Below are 19,212 nucleotides of genomic sequence, written 5' to 3'. Positions count from 1 at the left end.
CCTGAAAATGCAGGAGCAGGATCAGTCCCCGCTGCGCGAGATCATCTTTCTCGGCTGCGGCGGCTCATCCGGCGTGCCCATGATCGGCGGCCCGGACGGAAAAGGTTACTGGGGAGACTGCGATCCGCAGGAACCTCGCAACAGACGGACCCGCTCCTCCATCATGCTCGCAGGAGAGGAGCACAATCTCCTCGTCGATACCGGCCCCGATCTGCGGCACCAGCTTCTCAGCTGCGGCATCAGCCGGTGCGACGCGATTTTCTACACCCACGCCCACGCGGATCATATCGCCGGCCTCGATGACGTCCGCGCCATAAACTGGACCATAAAACGCCCGATTGAAGCCTGGGGAAGCCCGGAAACCCTGCAGCAGATCGAACAGCGCTTCAGCTACGCGTTCCAGCCCTGGACCCCGCAGGACATCTACAGACCAGGCCTTACAGCCCACCCGGTCACACCCGGAGAAACCATCACGATCGCGGGCTTCACCCTCGACGTCTTCCTACAGAGCCACGGACGTCTGAACAGCCTCGGTTTCCGCCACGCGGATATCGCCTACTGCACCGACGTCGTGGAACTTGAGGACAGCGTGCTCGACAGTCTGCGCGATCTCGATATCTGGATCGTGGACTGCTTCCAGCGCCTGCCGCCTCACACCTCACACGCCTGGCTCGACCGCGTCCTTCAGTGGCACGCCCGCATCCGTCCGCGCCGCACGATCCTCACCCATCTCGGCCCGACAATGGACTGGGCCTGGATGAAGCAGAATCTGCCCGAAGGGACCGAACCCGCCTTCGACGGTCTGCGCGTAAGAATATAACCCCGAAAGAGCCGGACCCGGCTCCTCAGTCAGGCGCAGGGTAGGTCCGGGGATAGATCACCTTATCCGCAGGCCCCGGAGGGTGAGGGGAGCCGACCTTTCCGCAGCCGGAAAGCGACAGAAGAACGCCGAGAAATACAGGCAGGATCAGCAGAGAGCGCATCACGAAACCGTCTCCTTATCAAGCCGGGCCAGCCAGCCCTCAGCCTCACGACGGACATTGGCCGGAGCCGTCCCCCCCGCACTGACCCGGGATGCCACGGAAGCCTCAACCGTCAGCACGGAATAGATATCCTGCGTAATGCCCGGCTCGACAGCCTGCATCTCCGCAAGAGACAGATCGGACAGATCCGTCCCCTTACGCTCGGCAAGAGCAACCAGCTGACCCGTCACATGATGCGCCGTGCGGAATGGCAGCTTCAGGACACGCACCAGCCAGTCCGCCAGATCCGTCGCCGTGGAAAAACCGGACCCCGCCAGAGCGTGCATCCTGCCCGTATCAGCCGTCAGGTCCCGGATCATGCCGTCACAGGCCGCCAGAGTGAGCGTCATAGCCTCGGTGGCCTCGAACACAGGCTCCTTGTCCTCCTGCATGTCCTTGGCATAGGCCATCGGAAGCCCCTTCATAACCGTCAGAAGCCCGATCAGAGCCCCGTTCACCCGCCCGGTCTTGGCCCTGGCAAGCTCAGCCGCATCCGGATTGCGCTTCTGCGGCATGATCGAGGAACCGGTCGTGAATGCATCAGACAGACGGATGAAAGAGAAAGGAGAGGAGCACCAGATCACGATCTCTTCCGACAGCCGCGAAAGATGCATCGCCATGATCGCCAGCGCGGAAAGATATTCCAGTGCAAAATCCCTGTCCGACACGGCATCGAGCGAATTCGCCGTGGGACGGTCAAAATGCAGAAGGGACGCCGTCATCGCGCGATCAATCGGGAACGATGTCCCGGCCAGAGCCGCAGAGCCGAGCGGACACTCATTCAGCCTCCTGCGCGCATCCGCCAGCCGCCCGCGATCACGGGAGAGCATCTCGACATACGCCATAAGATGATGCCCGAACGTGACAGGCTGCGCGGTCTGCAGATGCGTAAAGCCCGGCATGATCGCATCGGCATACTCCAGCGCCCGCAGCGACAGAGACCGCATCAGCGCCGAAATCTGCGCGGCAGTCCCGTCAATCGCATCACGCACCCAGAGACGGAAATCCGTCGCCACCTGATCATTGCGCGACCGCGCCGTATGCAGACGCTTCCCGGCCTCACCGATCCGCTCGGACAGCCGCGCCTCGATATTCATGTGAATATCTTCCAGAAGGGGAGAGAAATCGAACGCCCCCTCCGCAATCTCATGCGCAATCTCATCGAGACCGGAAGAAATCGCCGCCCTGTCCTCAGAGGAAATGATCCCGACCTTCTCCAGCATCGCGGCATGGGCACGGGAACCGGCAATATCCTGCCGCCACATGGCCTTATCGAACCCAATGGAGGCGTTGATCTCCTGCATGATCGCAGAAGGACCATCAGCAAAACGACCGCCCCACTGTATGTTGGCCCCGGCCCCGTTCTTTGCGCTCATATCCCGTCCTGTCCTCAGATGCGGCCCGATACATTAACCGGGCGTGACCCTACTGAGACGACAGGCACCGTGCAAACATTGTTTTGACAGCAGACCGGATCGGCCGCTCTCAGCCAGACGAAGGGACGGGAAAACTACGCACCGGCCAGACCATGCCCGACCATATTCAGAGGCACGATCAGACGATCAAACGTCGCCTCATCCACCTTGCCCGACGCCAGAGCCGCGTCCCGCAGGGTCAGCCCCTTCGCCATGGCCTCCTCCGCAATATGCGCCGCCGCCTGATAGCCGATCTCCGGAGACAGAGCCGTCACCAGCATGACACTCCCCGCAACATGCCGGGCAATCACCTCCCGGTTCAGATCAGTCCCCTCGACCGAAAATTCCCGGAACGTCCTGCATCCATCCGCCAGAATACGCGCAGAGTGAAGGAAATTACGGATGATCACAGGCCGCATCGTGTTCAGCTCAAAATTGCCCTGACTGCCCGCAAACGCCACCGCCGTATCATTGCCGATCACCTGAATGGAAATCATCACGATTGCCTCGCACTGCGTCGGATTGACCTTCCCCGGCATGATGGAAGATCCCGGCTCGGTATCCGGAATCTTCAGCTCCCCGATCCCGCAGCGCGGCCCCGAACCAAGCCAGCGCATATCATTGGCAATCTTCATCAGCGCAACCGCCGCCCCGCGCAGCGCCGCATGGGCACGGACAATCGCATCCAGAGACCCCTGCGCCGCAAACTTGTTGGGCGCAGTCACAAACGGCTTACCGGTATATTCCGCAATCCTCGCCGCAACCGCCACGGAAAATCCCCGAGGCGCATTGATCCCTGTCCCGACCGCCGTCCCGCCCAGAGCCAGCTCATAAAGCCCCTCGCGACTGTGCCGGATCTCCCTGATCACATCCCGCAACTGCCCGGCCCAGCCAGACCATTCCTGCCCGACAGTCAGAGGTACCGCATCCTGAAGATGGGTCCGGCCTATCTTGACCACATCCGTCCATCCCTCAGCCTTGTGCTCGATCGTCCCGGCAAGAGCCTCAAGCTGCGGCAGAAGCGTGCCATCCAGCATCTCCACGGCCGCAATATGCATCGCAGTGGGGAATGTATCGTTGGAAGACTGCCCCCGGTTCACATCATCATTCGGACCGACAGGAACCTGCGATCCCGGCTCCCCGCCAAGAAGCTGAATCGCCCGGTTCGAGATCACCTCATTGACGTTCATGTTGGACTGCGTGCCGGACCCGGTCTGCCAGACAAACAGAGGATATTCGCTGTCCAGATCCCCGCGGATCGTCTCGTCAGCCGCCCGGATAATCGCCTCGGCCTTCCACCCCGGAAGACTGCCGTTATCCCGGTTCACCTCGGCACAGGCCTTCTTGACCACGCCATACGCCCGGTAAACCTCCACCGGCATCCGATCCCCGCCGATCGAGAAATGATGCAGGGAACGCTGCGTCTGGGCACCCCAGTAATGATCAGCCGGAACCTCCACCGTGCCCATGCTGTCAAACTCCCGGCGAACCCCGCCGGCATGAAGACCAATCGGAATATCTTTCATAACGGGGTGCTCTGCCATGGAATGATCCTTCCCGCGCGGCATGATCTGTGTCTGCATACCAACGGCACGACATCGCAAGCGTTGCCGGCAACACACTCCGCATCCCGGAAAGGCCGATCAGCATGACTGAAGAAAAACCACCATTTCCGCCCTTTACGACAGACAAGGCCCTCCTGAAGGTCAGAGCCGCGGAAAACGCATGGAACTCCCGCGATCCCGAAAAGGTCTCGCTGGCCTACACCCCCGACAGCCTGTGGAGAAACCGCAACGAATTCATCCGGGGCCGGGACGCCATAAAGATCTTCCTCGCGCGGAAATGGCAGAAGGAAAACGAATACAGACTGATCAAGGAACTCTGGCTCGCCGGAGGCAGCCGTATCGGGGTCCGCTTCGCCTATGAATGGCACGACGCTGCCGGGCAGTGGTTCCGCTCCCACGGAAACGAAAACTGGGAGTTTGACGAAAAAGGCCTGATGGCGCACCGCCACGCCTCAATCAACGACGTTCCCATCAAAGGAAAGGATCGCCTGTTCCACTGGGATATCAGCGGCCCCAGACCGGAAGATCATCCCGGCCTGACGGAACTGGGGCTTTAAGAACATCAGAAATCAGTAGAGATCGTCCCGCTCATATTAAACCGGGGCATCACATAATACGTCGCACCATTGCCTCCGGCGATCGTCGTCCCGTCCATAAGCTGGGTCGGATAGACATTGGTGCCGATACCCTTGGGAACCTGCCGCACGATGGCACTCGTCAGATTGGCAAAGTTCAGCCGGAACGTCGGAGATTTCAGGAAGCTGAAAGGCTTGAAGTGATACCCGACGGAAATCGAATCAGACACGAAGCCCGGCATCCGCTCATCGCCCACAAGAGTGGTCTTCTGCGGACCGATATATTTCAGGCCGAAATTCCCGAAGAAATGGCTGTCGTCATACGCCAGGTTGAAAGAGGCCGAGACACGCGGCGCCATAACCGCCCGGCGCCCCTTCGTCCTGAGATAGGTATCGCCATAAGGCGCATTGGAATCAGCATGGGCATCCAGATACTCAAACCCGAAAAACGGAGACCAGTGATGCCAGGAATGCGTGCCCACCTGAAGATCAAACCCGCGCGCGGTCTGATTGCCCACATTGATCACACCGCTCTGGTTATTGCCCAGATAGGTCGACTGCAGACGGTTCGTGATGGCGGAATTGAAGAATGAAAGATCAGCAATGACAATATCGCCATTATACCGGTAACCGATCTCCTCCTTGATCGTATACTGGTTCTTCTGAAGCTGCCCAGAGGCACTCAGAGCCATCGCCGTCGGATCAGGCAGACGGAAATCCCCCTCGCCATTGACGTAAATCTGATGGTGCTGATTGAAACGATACGCAATCGACAGATGGGGCAGGGGAGCCGTCGGATTCTGCCCCAGATGGGAATAGGCCCCGGCCGGAGTGGAAAATTTATACCACTGATTGGCCATCACGAACTTGAAACCGGCATCCACCGTCAGCTTGTTATCCAGATACTTCGCCGTATCGCCAATAAACAGCGAATGAATCTCATACCCGCCGTCAATACTCGGACGCGCCGGGAAAAGCCTCCCGTCAGCCGCCTTCGTAAACGCCATGTTCGACTGCCAGTTCGGACTCGGATTGCGCCCGTTATCCATCGTGATGCTGGTCGGAAGACCGAATACGGAATAATTGTTCTCGTACCAGTATCCGATGATGAAATGATTGTGCTTGTCCAGATCAATGCCAAGCTTCGCCGTCACGCCAACGGCACTGGCATTGTTCTGATGATAATACGACGTCAGCTGCTGGCCCGCAGCAACCGCCGTACCGTCATAGCGGTAATACTGCCCCGCTTCGGCCTTGCCCCCGGAACTGCCGTCCCAGCCCCGGCCCATGTTGTAATACGGCGTGATATCAAGATTCACATGGCGGGTAATGACAATATGCTGCGGAGCCGAAAGGAAAATCTGGTTCCAGTGGTCGATATTATTCCGCCAGTAATTGCCCGCATCAGGGCGTGATTTGTCATACTCGGCATAACGGCCATAACCGTCGCCCGTATGCTTGTAGTTATAGAACTGAGCCGCAGTCGGATAGACATCAATAACAAAATCTTCCTTGTTCCATGAAAGGAAGAAATTGTTCTGAGACCCGTTCGCCCAGTTCTTCTGAAGACCATAATCAACATGATGCTGCTCGTTGATACCGGCCCCCATCCAGGAACGCGAATGCGTGTGAGCATAGGAAATATAGTTCCTTATGCCCGTATGCCCGATCTCACCGCTCTCAAGCCGGATGAACTGACGGGACATATTGTTCGTGCCGTAGGAAAAATCCATCATGCCGCCCGCCTTCGCCAGAGGCGTGTGCGTGCGCTCATCCAGAACACCCGCCGCAGCATTCGCCGTCGGCAGATCAACCGAGGAACTGCCCGGCGTGATCGTCACACTCTCCACATCCTCGGAAGATGCCGTCTCATTGAGATAATTCGCATTCGTCGTCGGCGCACCGTTGAGCATCAGGCCCATATCCAGATCCGTCAGACTCCGGATCTCGATCCGGCCGCCCTGCATGCCCGAACTGTCCGCATTGACCGCATTGAGCGCCGGAGACAGCTTCACAAGATCAAGTACCGTGCTCGTCGGGCTCTGCATCGCAATGTAAGTCTTTGAAATCGTCTGGACATTATGCGGAGCCGTCTCGATCTTCATCACGCCGCCACCGGCCTCATGATGATGACGGGAAATATGAACCGACACCGCCTCATTATCCCGCGCGGCAATATCAGACGGATGCCCGCGCACAGGGGAGGGCGCCCCCTTCATCGGAACGGACGATGCCCCCGTCGTGCGGGCATGCGGACGGTGCGCCGCCTTGTGATGTGTGGCCGCAAAGGCAGAGGAACACAGAAAACCGGCTGCACCGATCAGCGTGGTGGTCCCCTTAAGGAAGGACAGAAACCCTGCATCCCGCTCTGCTCTGCGCATGATCATACTCCTCTGCCGTCCGGCCCGGATGATGTGTCCCGTCAGCAGCGTTCCCACGAACACACGGGTATTCATATACTCTTCGCAACATTCCGAAATCACAACAATACCGAAGCACCTTTCTTCGTTCTGTTGCAAAACGGACACAGTCATGACCGGGGAAGCAGGTTGAAAATCCCGCAGACAGATCAGATGTCAGATTCTGCGCTATAGCCATACGCCGCCGGATTTGGCAGAAAGCGGTCATCAATGCAGGACGGCAAACGGCAGAACGCCGCGCGGCCGCAAAGACGGCCTCACCGGGGCCAGACAGGGAGAACCGGACGATGAGTGGTGGATACCGCCCCTATCAGCACATCGAACGTCGCAAGTCGCGGCAGATCCATGTCGGCAAGGTCCCGGTCGGCGGCGATGCCCCGATCTCGATCCAGACCATGACCAACACGCTCACCAGCGACGCGGAGGCTACCATCGCCCAGATCCGCCGCGCGGAGCTGGCCGGGGTCGATATCGTCCGCGTCTCCTGCCCGGATGAGGAAAGCACCGCAGCCCTCGCGGAAATCGTCCGCGAGGTGAACGTGCCGATCGTCGCGGATATCCACTTTCACTATAAGCGCGCCATTGAGGCCGCCCAGGCCGGAGCCGCCTGCCTGCGTATCAACCCGGGCAATATCGGCAGCGCGGAACGCGTGAGAGAGGTCGTCAGGGCCGCAAAGGACCACAACTGCTCCATCCGCATCGGTGTCAACGCAGGTTCTCTGGAGAAACACCTCCTCGAGAAATACGGAGAGCCCAACCCTGACGCACTGGTGGAAAGCGCGCTGGAACACGCAAAAATCCTGGAAGATCACGACTTCCACGAATTCAAGATCAGCGTAAAAGCCTCAGACGTCTTCCTCGCCGTCGCAGCCTACCAGCAGCTCGCGGAAGCCTGTGATCACCCGCTGCATATCGGAATCACCGAAGCCGGAAGCCGCCGCGCCGGAACAGTGAAATCCTCCATCGGTCTTGGCAATCTCCTGTGGGCCGGCGTGGGCGACACCATGCGCGTCTCGCTTTCCGCAGAGCCGGAAGAGGAAGTGCTCGTCGGCTGGGATATCCTCAAATCCCTCGGCCTTCGCCATCGCGGTGTGAAAATCATCTCCTGCCCGTCCTGCGCACGCCAGGGCTTCAACGTCATCCAGACCGTGCAGACGCTGGAAGACCGCCTTGCACACATCAAAACCCCGCTCACACTGTCTATCATCGGCTGCGTCGTGAACGGCCCCGGAGAAGCCCTGATGACCGATCTCGGCGTCACGGGCGGCGGCTCGGGCCGCCACATGGTCTATGCCGCGGGCAAGCAGGATCACACCGTCCCTGGCGATGACATGATCAGCCACATCGTCGATCTCGTGGAAGCAAAAGTCGCCGCGATTGAGGCGGAAAACGCCGCCGCAAAGGACAAGGAAGCCGAGTTCCTCGCAACGGCAAACTGAAAACACCGGATGTCCGCCCCTCTGGCGGACATCCGCCAGGTCAGGCAGATGATGCGCGTCTGCCTCAACATCCGGAGAAAAACCCTTGAGTATGATTCAGCCTGTCCGCGGAACCCATGATCTGATCGGGGAAGGGCAGAAGAAACATGCTCATGTGGTCGATACCGCCAGACGCATCACATCGCTCTACGGATTTGACGAGTGGCAGACACCCGTCTTTGAAGACACCGGCGTCTTCGCCCGCACGCTGGGCGATACCTCCGATATCGTCTCGAAAGAGATGTACACCTTCACCGATCGCGGGGGAGACTCACTCACCCTCCGCCCCGAAGGCACCGCCGGAATCTGCCGCGCGCTCATCACCAACGGCCTGACACAGACCCTCCCGCAGCGCGTGTTCTACACCGGCCCGATGTTTCGCTACGAACGCCCGCAGAAAGGCCGCTACCGGCAGTTCCATCAGATCGGATCGGAACTCATCGGCCCGTCTGAACCCATGGCCGACGCCGAAATCATCCGCATGGGCTACGACATCCTCATTGCCCTCGGACTCGAAAAAGACGTGGAGCTTGAGCTCAACACCCTGGGAGACCCCGAAAGCCGCCAGATCTGGCGCGACCGGCTCGTGGCCTATTTCACCCCCCTGCGCGACCGTCTCTCGGAAGACAGCCGCACGCGCCTCGAAAAAAATCCCCTGCGTATTCTGGACAGCAAGGCTCCCGAAGACCGCGAGCTCCTCGCAGACGCCCCGGATTTCGCATCCTGCCTGAACGAAACCTCCCGCGCGTTCTGGGATGACCTGCGCCGCAGTCTCGACGCGTTCGGCGTGCCGTTTAGGGAAAACCCCATGATCGTCCGTGGCCTCGACTACTACAGTCACACGGCCTTCGAATTCGTTACAACCCGCCTCGGTGCACAGGGAACGGTGCTGGCAGGCGGGCGCTACGAAGGACTGATCGCCGAAATGGGCGGCCCGAAAACCCCCGCAGTCGGATGGGGAGCCGGGATCGAACGCCTCTCCATGCTGCTCGAGAATTTCACACACGCCGAACGCACCGTCGCCATCATCCCGACCTCCGACACCATGCAGGGCGCCGCCGTCGATATGCTCAGCCACCTCCGCGGCGCCGGAATCCGCTGCGAGATGGCCTATCGCGGCAACATGAAAAAACGCCTCGAACGCGCCAATAAATCCGGCGCCGTCCGCGCTCTGATCCTCGGAGAGGAGGAGTTCGCCAGAGGCGTCATCCGCCTGAAAAATCTTGAGAACGGATCACAGACAGACCTCTCCGCCGACAGCATCATCGCGCAGCTCGTGCAGGAGGCGGCAGGAACCTCCGCATGAGTCTTCATGAACGGCTGGACAGAATCGTCGCCAGATCAGAAGAGCTGGAAGCCCTGCTGTCCTCGGGAATCACCGGAGACGATTTCATCCGCGCCTCACGCGAATACGCGGAAACGGAAGAAATCGTCCGCAAGATACAGGCCCTCCGAACCGCGGAACAGCAGATAGGAGAGGCGGAAATCCTGCTGGTGGACCCGGACATGAAAGACCTCGCCCGGGCGGAACTCGATACGCTCCGCGGCGAACTGGACAGCCTGCACCACGATGTCCGCATCGCCATGCTGCCAAAAGACTCCGCCGATGAGCGCAGCGCCATCCTCGAAATCCGCCCCGCCGCAGGCGGAGACGAGGCGGGACTTTTCGCCTCGGAACTCTTCGATGCCTATCGTCGCTACGCAGACATGCAGGGATGGCGCTTCGAGATTCTGGAATATGACGAAAGCGAACTCGGCGGCCTGCGCGAAGCCAGCGCCACGATCACGGGCGCAGGCGTCTTCGCCCGGCTGAAATACGAGTCCGGCGTCCATCGCGTCCAGCGCGTCCCGGCCACGGAAAGCCAGGGCCGTATCCACACCTCCACCGTCACGGTCGCCGTCCTCCCCGAAGCAGAGGAGGTGGACGTGCATATCGATGAAACCGACCTGCGGATCGATGTGTATCGCGCTTCCGGAGCAGGCGGGCAGCACGTGAACAAAACCGAAAGCGCCGTCCGCATTACACACATGCCCAGCGGCATCGTCGTCACGATGCAGGAAGAGAAAAGCCAGCACAAAAACAAAGCCAAGGCGATGAAAATCCTCCGCGCCCGGCTGTACGAGCAGGAACGCGCCGCTGCCCACGAAGCCCGCGCCTCAGACCGGCGCTCGCAGATCGGTACCGGAGACCGCTCGGAGCGTATCCGCACCTACAACTTCCCGCAGGGCCGCGTGACCGATCACCGTATCGGGCTGACCCTGCATAAAATCGACCGCGTCATGCTCGGTGAATTCGACGAGGTCATCAATGCTCTGATACAGGAGAATCAGGCCGCACTCCTGGCCGCAGAAAACCTGTGAGGACAGCACCCGGGCACCACCGCTGATCCGCCGACGGAGAGAGATCATGAGCACCACAGGCTCCCATCACTTCAGCTCCCCGCTCCTGAGCGCAGAAGTCAGCGCAGACGGCGCGGAACTCATCCGGCTCCGGACCGCAGATGGACAGGACCTCCTGTGGAATGCGGGAAAGGAATGGAAACGTCACGCCCCCATCCTGTTCCCGATCGTCGGACGGCTGAAAAACGACCGGGCAGAAATCGACGGCCGGACATACAAACTCACGCAGCATGGCTTCGCCCGGGACCGCGCCTTCACCTGGATTGAGAAAAATCCCGACGGCTGCATCCTCGAACTGGCAGAAGACCCGCAGACCCTGAAGCTCTGGCCGTTCCGCTTCCGCCTGAGGATTGAATACAGGCTGAGCGGCGCACGCCTGAGCGTCATCACAACCATCATCAACCCGGACCCGCAGACCGTCATGCACGTCTCACTCGGCGCGCATCCGGCCTTCCGCTGGCTATCGGAGCCGGGAACCAGACAGACCGATTACACACTGACATTCGAAAAACCCGAACCCGCACCGATCAGACGCGTAAAGGACGGCTTGCTGGCAGAAACGGGATTTCCAACCCCCGTCAGCGGAAAGATCCTGCACCTCACACCGGATCTCTTCAGAGACGACGCCCTGATCCTGGATTCGCTGAACAGCAGCGCACTGACATTCGGCCGCCCCGGGCACCCGGGTCTGCATATCTCCTGGGAAGGATACCGCGAGCTCGGAATCTGGACGAAACCCGGCGCCGGCTTCCTGTGCATAGAACCCTGGTACGGCTATGCCTCGCCCGAAACCTTCAGCGGCCCGTTCGAGGAAAAACCCGGACTGCTCCATCTCCCGCCCGGAGAAAGCTGGCGGGCCGCCTGGTACGTCGCACTCACAGACGCCTGAAACAGACACCTGAACATGCGCCGTATCATCATCGGACTATGTCTCCTCGTCCTCCTCGGCGGGCTGGCAGCCACGGGCCTCGCCTGGAGAGCCGCCACAGGACCCGGCCCGCTCAGCCAGGCCACGGACGTCGTCATCCCCAGAGGCGGATATGCCAGCACGATCAGTACCCTGCAGCAGGCAGGCGTACTGCGCGACAGATGGACGGATGAGAAAATCTTCCGCGCGGTGCTCTGGCTCACACGCCATGACGGCCCGCTTCACGCTGCGGAACTGACCTTCCCGGCACATGCCAGCATGACCGCCATACTCGCCACCCTGCGCCATGGCAGACCGGTGCAGCACATGCTGACAATCCCCGAAGGACTGACATCCGCACAGATACGCCCGCTGATCGATGCAGCCCCGGCCCTGACAGGCAGCACACCGGACATCCGCGAAGGCAGTATCCTCCCCCAGACCTACCAGTACGTCTACGGAACCAGCCGTCTGAGCCTGACACAGAGGATGCAGCACGCCATGGCGCGCAGACTCGCCGCGATCTGGAGCACCCGCGATCCCGCTCAGCCCCTCAGATCCCCCGAGGAACTGCTCACACTCGCTTCAATCGTGGAAAAGGAAACCGGACGCCCCGAAGAGCGCCCCATGGTCGCACGCGTCTTCCTCAATCGTCTGGAAGCGGGAATGAAACTGCAGTCAGACCCGACCACGATCTACGGACTGTCCGGGGGAGCCGGAAAACTCGGACGCCCCCTGACGCACCAGGATATGTCATCCGCAACGCCCTGGAACACCTACATCATCGCAGGTCTCCCGCCCGGACCCGTCTGCAGCCCCGGAGAGGCCGCACTCGCAGCCGTGGCACATCCCGAAGCGGGCAGGGCGCTCTATTTCGTCGCCATGCCCGACGGCACCACACGCTTCTCAGAAACGCTCACCGCACATAACGTCAATGTCGCGGAACTCAGGAAAAAACCTCAGTAGCTCTTGGATGAGGCCTTCTTTGAGGACGATGTCAGAGGCGGCAGGGAACTGGACTGAACGGAACCGGAAGACGACGAAGACGGCACATAATCCGGAGCCGCATCCTCAGACCCTGACGCCGCCGCAGAAGACCCGCCCGCCGCCGACGCGGCAGCAGACTTGCCGCCCACCTTCATCAGAATGGACCGCAGGGAATCAGCCGCCGGATTGTTCACCCGCATGGTGATGACAATATCCTCCGGACCAACCGCCTGATTGTAATAGCTCCGGTTGGCAGAACTGTTCACGGAAAGCTTGGACCCGCTCAGGGAAGCCCCGGCAAACAGCCCTTTGGACTTCTGGATACCCGTAATATCCGTGTTGGACCGCCCCGCATTGCCCGAGCCCACACCGGACCCCATTGTGGCAAAGGATGCGGAAGCATTGGCACCCAGCTTCATCTGACTGTCCAGCAGAGCCTGAAGCCCGCGATCCGTCATGATGAAAAACATCACCTGGGAATCCTGCATCCCGAGCTGCAGCCCGAACGATCCGCTGCTGAGCCTGTAAAACGCCGGATCAGACCACGATCCCTGCGCATCACGCGCCAGCAGCAGACAACCGCCGCCTGAACCGCCAAAGACAATCGACATCTCGAAAATCGACGGGCAGATCAGAACGGCACGGGCATCCCGTATGTTCTTCATAATCCCGCTGTCAGGCTTCGCTCCGGAAAACATGTCCTGAACCGTCAGGGTAGCCTTATCCACAAGCGTCTGCTGCGAGTCAGCCGCCCGCGCCGGAACAGCCGCCACAATGGAAACGCCCGCAACAAGAACCGCTGCCGCTTCACGCCAGACGCGCATCATCAGAAAACTCCGCTCAGCCATAACCGGCAGAATAATAAAGGTCGATTTGTGGCCATAGAATGGCCGGACGGACAGCCTCAGCGCAGCGGGACAGGAACACCGTTCACAGTCAGGACACCGCTCTTCCAGGACGCATCCCAGGTGTTGCGGCCATTGCTCTTATGGCTGACCAGCTTCGCCACAACCATCCCGGCCGCAAGCTTCGTCTGACTGTCAGACTGCGCCGCACTGATCAGCGTGTTCAGACCCGCAACCTCAAGATGTCCCGAAGCCTGCGCCGTATCCTGAGATCCCGTCAGAAGCGCGGACCCGTTACCGGAAAGAGACACATCACCGCGGCTGGCGGAAAACGAATCAATGTTCACATGCGCGACAGGCTCACCCGAAGGACGCCCGCCGACAGCCTGCATCAGGGAAGACAGCTCCTTCACAGGCATGCTGAAAGACGCCTGCGCCTGCTCCGGAAGCAGATCGGGAATGGTCGTCCCCTGAATGTTCAGACCATTCAGGGACAGAGCAGCCCCGGCATTCCCGCCATCAGCCTGAGAAACGGAAAAAGCAGCAGACTGCGCCTGAATGGTCAGACGACCGTTCGCAACACTCAGAGCGGACCAGGAAAACGAAGGACGGGCACCCGCCTCAAGAGCCGCTTCCGTCGCAGCACCCTGAGCCTTCAGCCAGTCGGTGCAGGCAGCAACATGGTGGTTGCTCATGGCCGTCAGAAACAGCACACTGGCCGCATCAGCCAGTTCTGAAGCACTCTGCGCATCCTTCGCTCCCGTCACCTTCAGGGACGACGCCTTCAGCGACGGACCCGCAGGAAGCGAAACCGTGACGTTCTTCTGAACGACAGTCCCCGCAGAGCGGGTCTCGTCATGGCGGATCACGGCACAGCTCCCGGGGACCGGGGCCGCCAGAGCCGACCCGGCAAGAACAGGAGCCGACAGAACAGGCACAGCCAGAACTGACGAAACCGTGAGGACAGGGAACAGGGCAGGGGGAATGGCGAAAATCTTCATCACGCAGTAAATCTGACGCAATCTAGGCGGCTGAGCAATGGCACGCGATCAGGTCAGCCCTTCGTAAACCGACATTCTCCGGCCACAGACCGGCAAAAAACAGAGAAGAATACCCGAATCATGCCCTTCAGACCTGACCCTTTCCTCATCAGCCTGATCGCAACGGTCATTCTGGCAAGCGTGTTTCCGTGCCACGGCGCGGCCGTACCGATCTTCCAGAACCTCGCCATCATCGTCATCGCCATCATGTTCTTCCTCCAGGGCGCACGCCTCTCGCGGGAGGAAATGGTCAAAGGCCTGACGCACTGGCGCCTGCACCTGGTCATCCTCGCCTGCACCTTCGTCCTGTTCCCCTTTCTCGGAATGGCCCTGCACAGCCTCGCCCCGGGACTCGTGAGCAATGACGTCTGGCTCGGAATCCTCTTCCTGTGCTGCCTGCCCTCAACCGTGCAGTCCTCGATCGCCTTCACCTCGATCGCCCGCGGCAATATCCCTGCCGCCATCTGCGCGGCAACCGCCTCAAACATCCTCGGAATTTTCATCACACCGCTGCTCGTCGGACTGGTCCTCGCAAAACAGGGCGCGGGCGGCGGCGGCGTGATGGCCATCGTCCTCCAGCTGCTCCTGCCCTTCATCCTGGGACAGCTCCTTCAGCCGGTGATCGGAGACTGGGCACGCAGGAACAAGAAACTCCTGTCCTTCACCGACCGGGGATCAATCCTGATCGTGGTCTACACAGCCTTCAGCGAAGCCGTCATGCAGGGCCTGTGGTCACGCCTCCCGCCGTCACAGATCGGTATGATCGCCCTGATCGACGCCGTCCTGCTCGCACTGCTCCTGATCATAACCTCAGTCGGATCAAAACTGCTGGGCTTCTCAACGGAAGACGAAATCACCATCACCTTCTGCGGCTCGAAAAAAACGCTCGCATCCGGCGTCCCCATGGCCAACGTGCTCTTCCCGCCCGCAACCGTCGGCTCCGTCGTGCTGCCACTGATGCTCTACCACCAGATCCAGCTCTTCGCCTGCGCAGCCCTGGCCCGGTATTTCGCACGCAGACCGGACACAACCACCGACTGAGGAAAGGACACGACAGTGCATGCAGCCGGACCGGATACCCGCCGGATTCCTGTTGAAATCGTGTTCGACTTCTCATGCCCGTGGTCATGGCTGGCCACGGAACGGCTGTTCTCACTGCTCGATGACAGGCCGGATATCACCCCGGACTTCACCTGGCGGCCCTTCCTTCTCGATCCTGCCGAATTCACCCCGGGCCGGCTGACACGCCTCGCACGGATACTCAGAGATCAGGCCGCAGAGCAGGGGCTGAGCTTCAGCCCCGGAGCACTCTCGGAACCGGCTCCCACCGTCGATGCACACAGACTGATCGCCTGGCTGTCCTCACGCACGGACGCGGAACCCGCCGTCAGATACATCTTCCACGCGCGCTTTTCAGAAAACAGGGACATCTCGGACAGGGAAGTCCTCACCGCTGCCGCCGGAGCGTGCGGCATGGAGCCCGAACGCGTCCTCCCGTTTCTCTCGGGAAAACTGCTCGCCGGACACGTCAGCGCGGACCACCGGCTCTCAGCCCGGCGGGGACTGAACGGAATCCCGGTCGTCCTCGCCGGACCCTACGCCATAACGGGCCTGCAGGATAAACCCGTCTACGAACGCCTTCTGGACGCCGCAGCCACAGCCATCAGGGCAGACAGCCACGACTGAACGGATCAGGACTGCCCCTGAGACTGCCAGGCCCCGGAAAACGAACGCTCCCCGGCACCTTCCGCAGCGGGAGCGGAATCCTCCTCCGTACCAGGCCAGAATCCCCGGGCAATCGCCGCCTGAATATCCTGAAGACGGCACTGAACCCAGTCCAGAAATTCATGAAGCCCGCGCAGAATGATCTGCCCCGAAGACTGATCATCCAGCCCCGCGCGCAGGAACTCCAGCGCCTCCAGAATATCCCCGCTCGCCTTCAGACCGTAATCCGTCCGCAACCGGCTGATGCTCACGTGCAGCATCCGCAGATTGGTCGCAAGAGACCGCGGAAACGCCTGACTTTTCAGAAGAAACCCGGTCACACTCTCCGGACTCATGTCCGAGGACATCACCCGGCGATACGCATGATACCCCGCAGCCGAACGCAGAACGGACGTCCACTGGCTGATATCAACCTGCGACCCCACAAAAGACGGGGAGGGAAGAAGCGTGTGATACTTGATGTCAATCAGACGCGTGATCTGATCGGCGCGCTCCAGATAACGCCCCGCCTGATAGAACGCATGACACTGATCACGGTAGAACGTCCCCTCCGTAATCCCCGCATGCGTCTGGCACTCCTGCTTGATCTTCGCACAGAGCTGCGTGATCACGGACGGACGGATATCCTCAGCCTTCAGCCCGCGCAGAAACTTCGTGAAGATATTCAGATGCGTCCACATCTCTGTCGAGATCAGCGGCCGCAGCGCCCGCGCATTCTCACGGACCGCATGGGACAGGGAGGAAATGGAGTTCGGATTGTCCGCGTCCGTCACATAAAAGGAAATTACACGCTCGGCCGAAGCCTCCGCATGGTTTTCCCTGAAACGGTCCACATCCGCATTGATCTGGATGATCGCATCCCAGCCGCTGCGCGCACCGGAACGGACAAATGTCTCCGTCACGTCAATCAGACGCGCCAGATTCTCAATGCGCTCCATATACCGCGCAAGCCACATCGCACTCTCGGCATAGCGGGACAGCAGAGGCTGCGGCGGAGCGGAAGAAACAGGATCAGTCGTGGTCCGGGCAATCATGATGCAAGCACCCACGTATCTTTGGAACCGCCCCCCTGGGACGAATTGACGACAAGAGACCCCCGCCGCAGTGCAACACGCGACAGACCACCGGGCAGAACCCAGGTGCTCCTGCCTGTCACGGCAAACGGCCGCAGATCAACATGCCGCGCCTCAAGCCCGCCCTCACACAGGGTCGGACACACCGACAGCCGGATCACGGGCTGACTGATATAGTTCGACGGATCAGCCAGCAGGCTGGCACGGAAAGTCTCAAGCTCGGCCTTCGTCGCATGAGGCCCGATGATCAGACCATAACCGCCGGACTCTCCCACAGGCTTGACAACAAGCTTCTCAAGATTGGCCAGCGTATAGGCCAGCCCCTCCGCCTCGCCGCAGATATGGGTCTCGACGTTGGAAAGGATCGGCTCCTCGGACAGATAATACCGGATCAGACGGGGGAGATAGGCATAAACCGCCTTGTCATCCGCAACACCCGTGCCGATCGCATTCGCAATCGTCACATTCCCCTTGCGATAGGCCGAAACCAGACCCGGAACGCCAAGCATGCTGCCCGGATTGAAAACCTGCGGATCAAGGAAGTTGTCATCAATCCGGCGATAGATGGAATGAACAGGCTTCAGACCCGCTGTCGTGCGCATATAGACACGGTCATTCTCAACCGTAAGATCACGCCCCTCCACAAGAGGAACCCCCATCTCACGGGCCAGAAAAACATGCTCGAAATAGGCGGAGTTATAAATACCGGGAGACAGAAGAACCACCTGCGGCTGGTCAACCCCCGCAGGCGCAACCTCCCGCAACGCACTGCTCAGACGCATCCCGTATTCATCAACCGGCATCAGATCGATCCCGGCCGCTATCTCGGGAAAGACACGCAGCGTCGCATGCCGGTTCTCAATCACATAGGACACACCCGACGGCGTACGGGCATTGTCCTCCAGAACCAGGAAATTCCCCTGCTCGTCACGCACCAGATCCGTACCGCTGATATGGACATACGTGCCGCCGGGAACATCAACACCCTCCATGATGCGGGCATAGTTCGCATTGCCCACAACCAGATCACGCGGAATGATCCCGTCCTTCAGAACCTTCTGGTCATGATAGATGTCATGCAGAAACATGTTCAGCGTCCGGACGCGCTGCTGCACGCCCGCATCGATCGTCTGCCACTCCTTCTGCTGCAGAATGCGCGGAATCAGATCAAAAGGCAGGATCCGGTCAATCGCATCACGATCCGTATAAACGGTGAATGTGATCCCGTGATTGTAGAACTCCTGCTCGGCAATGGCAGAACGATCACGAAGATCATCAGGGGGCAGGGCATTGAGCCGCGACCGGATCATCTCGATCTGGGGGTCGCTCCCTGCACCGGAGTTCATCAGCTCACAGAAAAAATCCGGAACCTTGTAGGAAGAGAATAAGCCGGCAGACATATGTTCGTTCATCCGTCCTTCCTGCATCAGGGCATCCGGAAGCAGACAGGAAGCCGCTTTCCTTCCCGTTCAGCCAAGCAAGTTTCAGGTCGTTCGCCAAGCGTAAAAATCTCGCAGGACCGGCGTTAACCATATTTTTATTTTTGAGACGCACTCTTGCCCGTAACCAGGAACAAACACGTCGTCGGAACGCACGGGCACGGGCGGACCGGAATTTTCCGAAAAGGAGACAGACTCCATGTCCGGCATTTCATCTCTCTCGCCCGTCTCAGCCTATCTGGTCTAAGGTCTGTGAGGATTCATCGTGAATGGATAACGGCTGCGGTGAGATAGATCATCGCGCTGAAGCTTTGATCTGTC

At 60.0% G+C, this 19,212-nt stretch carries 17 protein-coding genes; 9 read left to right on the top strand and 8 right to left on the bottom strand.

Translation table 11 applies throughout. The features are described from left to right. Positions 1-7: 7 nt before the first annotated feature. On the top strand, positions 8-820 hold the full coding sequence (locus tag LOC54_RS01355; protein ID WP_279312024.1) for an MBL fold metallo-hydrolase: 813 nt from the start codon (positions 8-10) through the stop codon (positions 818-820). A gap of 25 nt (positions 821-845) precedes the next feature. On the opposite strand, the gene LOC54_RS01350 is transcribed toward LOC54_RS01355, so the two are convergent. From LOC54_RS01350 to fumC, 3 genes are all read right to left on the bottom strand, one after another. Continuing rightward, positions 846-986, bottom strand: coding sequence for a hypothetical protein (locus tag LOC54_RS01350; protein WP_279312059.1), 141 nt, complete (start codon positions 984-986; stop codon positions 846-848). Next, positions 983-2,398: an argininosuccinate lyase gene (argH, locus tag LOC54_RS01345; RefSeq protein ID WP_279312023.1), complete on the bottom strand. Its 1,416-nt coding sequence runs from the start codon at positions 2,396-2,398 to the stop codon at positions 983-985. The genes LOC54_RS01350 and argH overlap by 4 nt, the downstream gene beginning before the upstream one ends. A 134-nt stretch (positions 2,399-2,532) precedes the next feature. Next, positions 2,533-3,981 (bottom strand): class II fumarate hydratase, encoded by a 1,449-nt coding sequence (gene fumC, locus LOC54_RS01340; RefSeq protein WP_279312022.1) that lies wholly within the window; start codon positions 3,979-3,981, stop codon positions 2,533-2,535. A 104-nt stretch (positions 3,982-4,085) separates the two neighbouring features. Between fumC and LOC54_RS01335 the strand changes: the two genes are divergently transcribed. Continuing rightward, complete coding sequence (locus LOC54_RS01335; RefSeq protein ID WP_279312021.1) at positions 4,086-4,559, top strand: nuclear transport factor 2 family protein; 474 nt, start codon at positions 4,086-4,088, stop codon at positions 4,557-4,559. A 5-nt stretch (positions 4,560-4,564) separates the two neighbouring features. Here the strand turns inward: LOC54_RS01335 and LOC54_RS01330 are convergent, their stop codons facing one another. Continuing rightward, complete coding sequence (locus tag LOC54_RS01330; protein ID WP_279312020.1) at positions 4,565-6,958, bottom strand: TonB-dependent receptor; 2,394 nt, start codon at positions 6,956-6,958, stop codon at positions 4,565-4,567. A 326-nt stretch (positions 6,959-7,284) separates the two neighbouring features. On the opposite strand from LOC54_RS01330, the gene ispG reads away from it, so the two are divergent. From ispG to mltG, 5 genes are all read left to right on the top strand, one after another. Continuing rightward, a complete protein-coding gene (gene ispG, locus LOC54_RS01325; RefSeq protein WP_279312019.1) occupies positions 7,285-8,436 on the top strand; it encodes a flavodoxin-dependent (E)-4-hydroxy-3-methylbut-2-enyl-diphosphate synthase in 1,152 nt (383 codons plus the stop codon). A gap of 85 nt (positions 8,437-8,521) precedes the next feature. Then, positions 8,522-9,781 (top strand): histidine--tRNA ligase, encoded by a 1,260-nt coding sequence (gene hisS, locus LOC54_RS01320; protein WP_279312018.1) that lies wholly within the window; start codon positions 8,522-8,524, stop codon positions 9,779-9,781. Further along, positions 9,778-10,836: a peptide chain release factor 1 gene (gene prfA, locus LOC54_RS01315; protein ID WP_279312017.1), complete on the top strand. Its 1,059-nt coding sequence runs from the start codon at positions 9,778-9,780 to the stop codon at positions 10,834-10,836. Before hisS ends, prfA begins: the two co-directional genes overlap by 4 nt. Before the next feature lie 46 nt (positions 10,837-10,882). Beyond that, entirely contained in the window at positions 10,883-11,764 is an 882-nt protein-coding gene (locus LOC54_RS01310; protein ID WP_279312016.1) for an aldose 1-epimerase family protein, read from the top strand. A gap of 15 nt (positions 11,765-11,779) precedes the next feature. Then, on the top strand, positions 11,780-12,748 hold the full coding sequence (gene mltG / locus LOC54_RS01305; RefSeq protein WP_279312015.1) for an endolytic transglycosylase MltG: 969 nt from the start codon (positions 11,780-11,782) through the stop codon (positions 12,746-12,748). Here the strand turns inward: mltG and LOC54_RS01300 are convergent. Both LOC54_RS01300 and LOC54_RS01295 read right to left on the bottom strand, forming a co-directional pair. Continuing rightward, positions 12,742-13,593 (bottom strand): lipid-binding SYLF domain-containing protein, encoded by an 852-nt coding sequence (locus LOC54_RS01300; RefSeq protein ID WP_408740270.1) that lies wholly within the window; start codon positions 13,591-13,593, stop codon positions 12,742-12,744. The two genes, mltG and LOC54_RS01300, sit on opposite strands and share 7 nt — an antisense overlap. A gap of 80 nt (positions 13,594-13,673) precedes the next feature. Then, the gene (locus LOC54_RS01295) at positions 13,674-14,618 is read right to left on the bottom strand and encodes a hypothetical protein (RefSeq protein ID WP_279312013.1); all 945 of its coding nucleotides are present in this window, start codon (positions 14,616-14,618) and stop codon (positions 13,674-13,676) included. A gap of 117 nt (positions 14,619-14,735) precedes the next feature. Here LOC54_RS01295 and LOC54_RS01290 point away from each other — a divergent pair, with 117 nt between their 5' ends. Both LOC54_RS01290 and LOC54_RS01285 read left to right on the top strand, forming a co-directional pair. Beyond that, positions 14,736-15,695 carry a bile acid:sodium symporter gene (locus LOC54_RS01290; RefSeq protein WP_279312012.1) on the top strand — a complete coding sequence of 320 codons (960 nt, stop codon included), beginning with the start codon at positions 14,736-14,738 and terminating at the stop codon, positions 15,693-15,695. A 60-nt stretch (positions 15,696-15,755) separates the two neighbouring features. Then, positions 15,756-16,340, top strand: coding sequence for a DsbA family protein (locus LOC54_RS01285; RefSeq protein WP_279312011.1), 585 nt, complete (start codon positions 15,756-15,758; stop codon positions 16,338-16,340). 5 nt (positions 16,341-16,345) lie between these two features. On the opposite strand, the gene LOC54_RS01280 is transcribed toward LOC54_RS01285, so the two are convergent. Together LOC54_RS01280 and LOC54_RS01275 are read right to left on the bottom strand one after the other, a co-directional pair. Then, a complete protein-coding gene (locus LOC54_RS01280; RefSeq protein WP_279312010.1) occupies positions 16,346-17,413 on the bottom strand; it encodes an alpha-E domain-containing protein in 1,068 nt (355 codons plus the stop codon). After that, complete coding sequence (locus LOC54_RS01275) at positions 17,410-18,879, bottom strand: circularly permuted type 2 ATP-grasp protein (protein WP_408740266.1); 1,470 nt, start codon at positions 18,877-18,879, stop codon at positions 17,410-17,412. The genes LOC54_RS01280 and LOC54_RS01275 overlap by 4 nt, the downstream gene beginning before the upstream one ends. Between the last annotated feature and the right edge of the window lie 333 nt (positions 18,880-19,212).

The sequence above is a fragment of the Acetobacter sp. AN02 genome (assembly GCF_029759835.1).
Classification (GTDB): Bacteria; Pseudomonadota; Alphaproteobacteria; order Acetobacterales; family Acetobacteraceae; genus Acetobacter.
This window is presented reverse-complemented; position numbering and strand designations above follow the sequence as displayed.

Excerpts from the sequence above, each read along its gene's own strand:
- LOC54_RS01355 (WP_279312024.1), top strand. The coding sequence starts at position 8 with ATGCAGGAGCAGGATCAGTCCCCGCTGCGCGAGATCATCTTTCTCGGC.
- argH (WP_279312023.1), bottom strand. The coding sequence starts at position 2,398 with ATGAGCGCAAAGAACGGGGCCGGGGCCAACATACAGTGGGGCGGTCGT.
- fumC (WP_279312022.1), bottom strand. The coding sequence starts at position 3,981 with ATGGCAGAGCACCCCGTTATGAAAGATATTCCGATTGGTCTTCATGCC.
- LOC54_RS01335 (WP_279312021.1), top strand. The coding sequence starts at position 4,086 with ATGACTGAAGAAAAACCACCATTTCCGCCCTTTACGACAGACAAGGCC.
- LOC54_RS01330 (WP_279312020.1), bottom strand. The coding sequence starts at position 6,958 with ATGCGCAGAGCAGAGCGGGATGCAGGGTTTCTGTCCTTCCTTAAGGGG.
- ispG (WP_279312019.1), top strand. The coding sequence starts at position 7,285 with ATGAGTGGTGGATACCGCCCCTATCAGCACATCGAACGTCGCAAGTCG.
- prfA (WP_279312017.1), top strand. The coding sequence starts at position 9,778 with ATGAGTCTTCATGAACGGCTGGACAGAATCGTCGCCAGATCAGAAGAG.
- LOC54_RS01310 (WP_279312016.1), top strand. The coding sequence starts at position 10,883 with ATGAGCACCACAGGCTCCCATCACTTCAGCTCCCCGCTCCTGAGCGCA.
- mltG (WP_279312015.1), top strand. The coding sequence starts at position 11,780 with ATGCGCCGTATCATCATCGGACTATGTCTCCTCGTCCTCCTCGGCGGG.
- LOC54_RS01300 (WP_408740270.1), bottom strand. The coding sequence starts at position 13,593 with ATGCGCGTCTGGCGTGAAGCGGCAGCGGTTCTTGTTGCGGGCGTTTCC.
- LOC54_RS01290 (WP_279312012.1), top strand. The coding sequence starts at position 14,736 with ATGCCCTTCAGACCTGACCCTTTCCTCATCAGCCTGATCGCAACGGTC.
- LOC54_RS01280 (WP_279312010.1), bottom strand. The coding sequence starts at position 17,413 with ATGATTGCCCGGACCACGACTGATCCTGTTTCTTCCGCTCCGCCGCAG.
- LOC54_RS01275 (WP_408740266.1), bottom strand. The coding sequence starts at position 18,879 with ATGCAGGAAGGACGGATGAACGAACATATGTCTGCCGGCTTATTCTCT.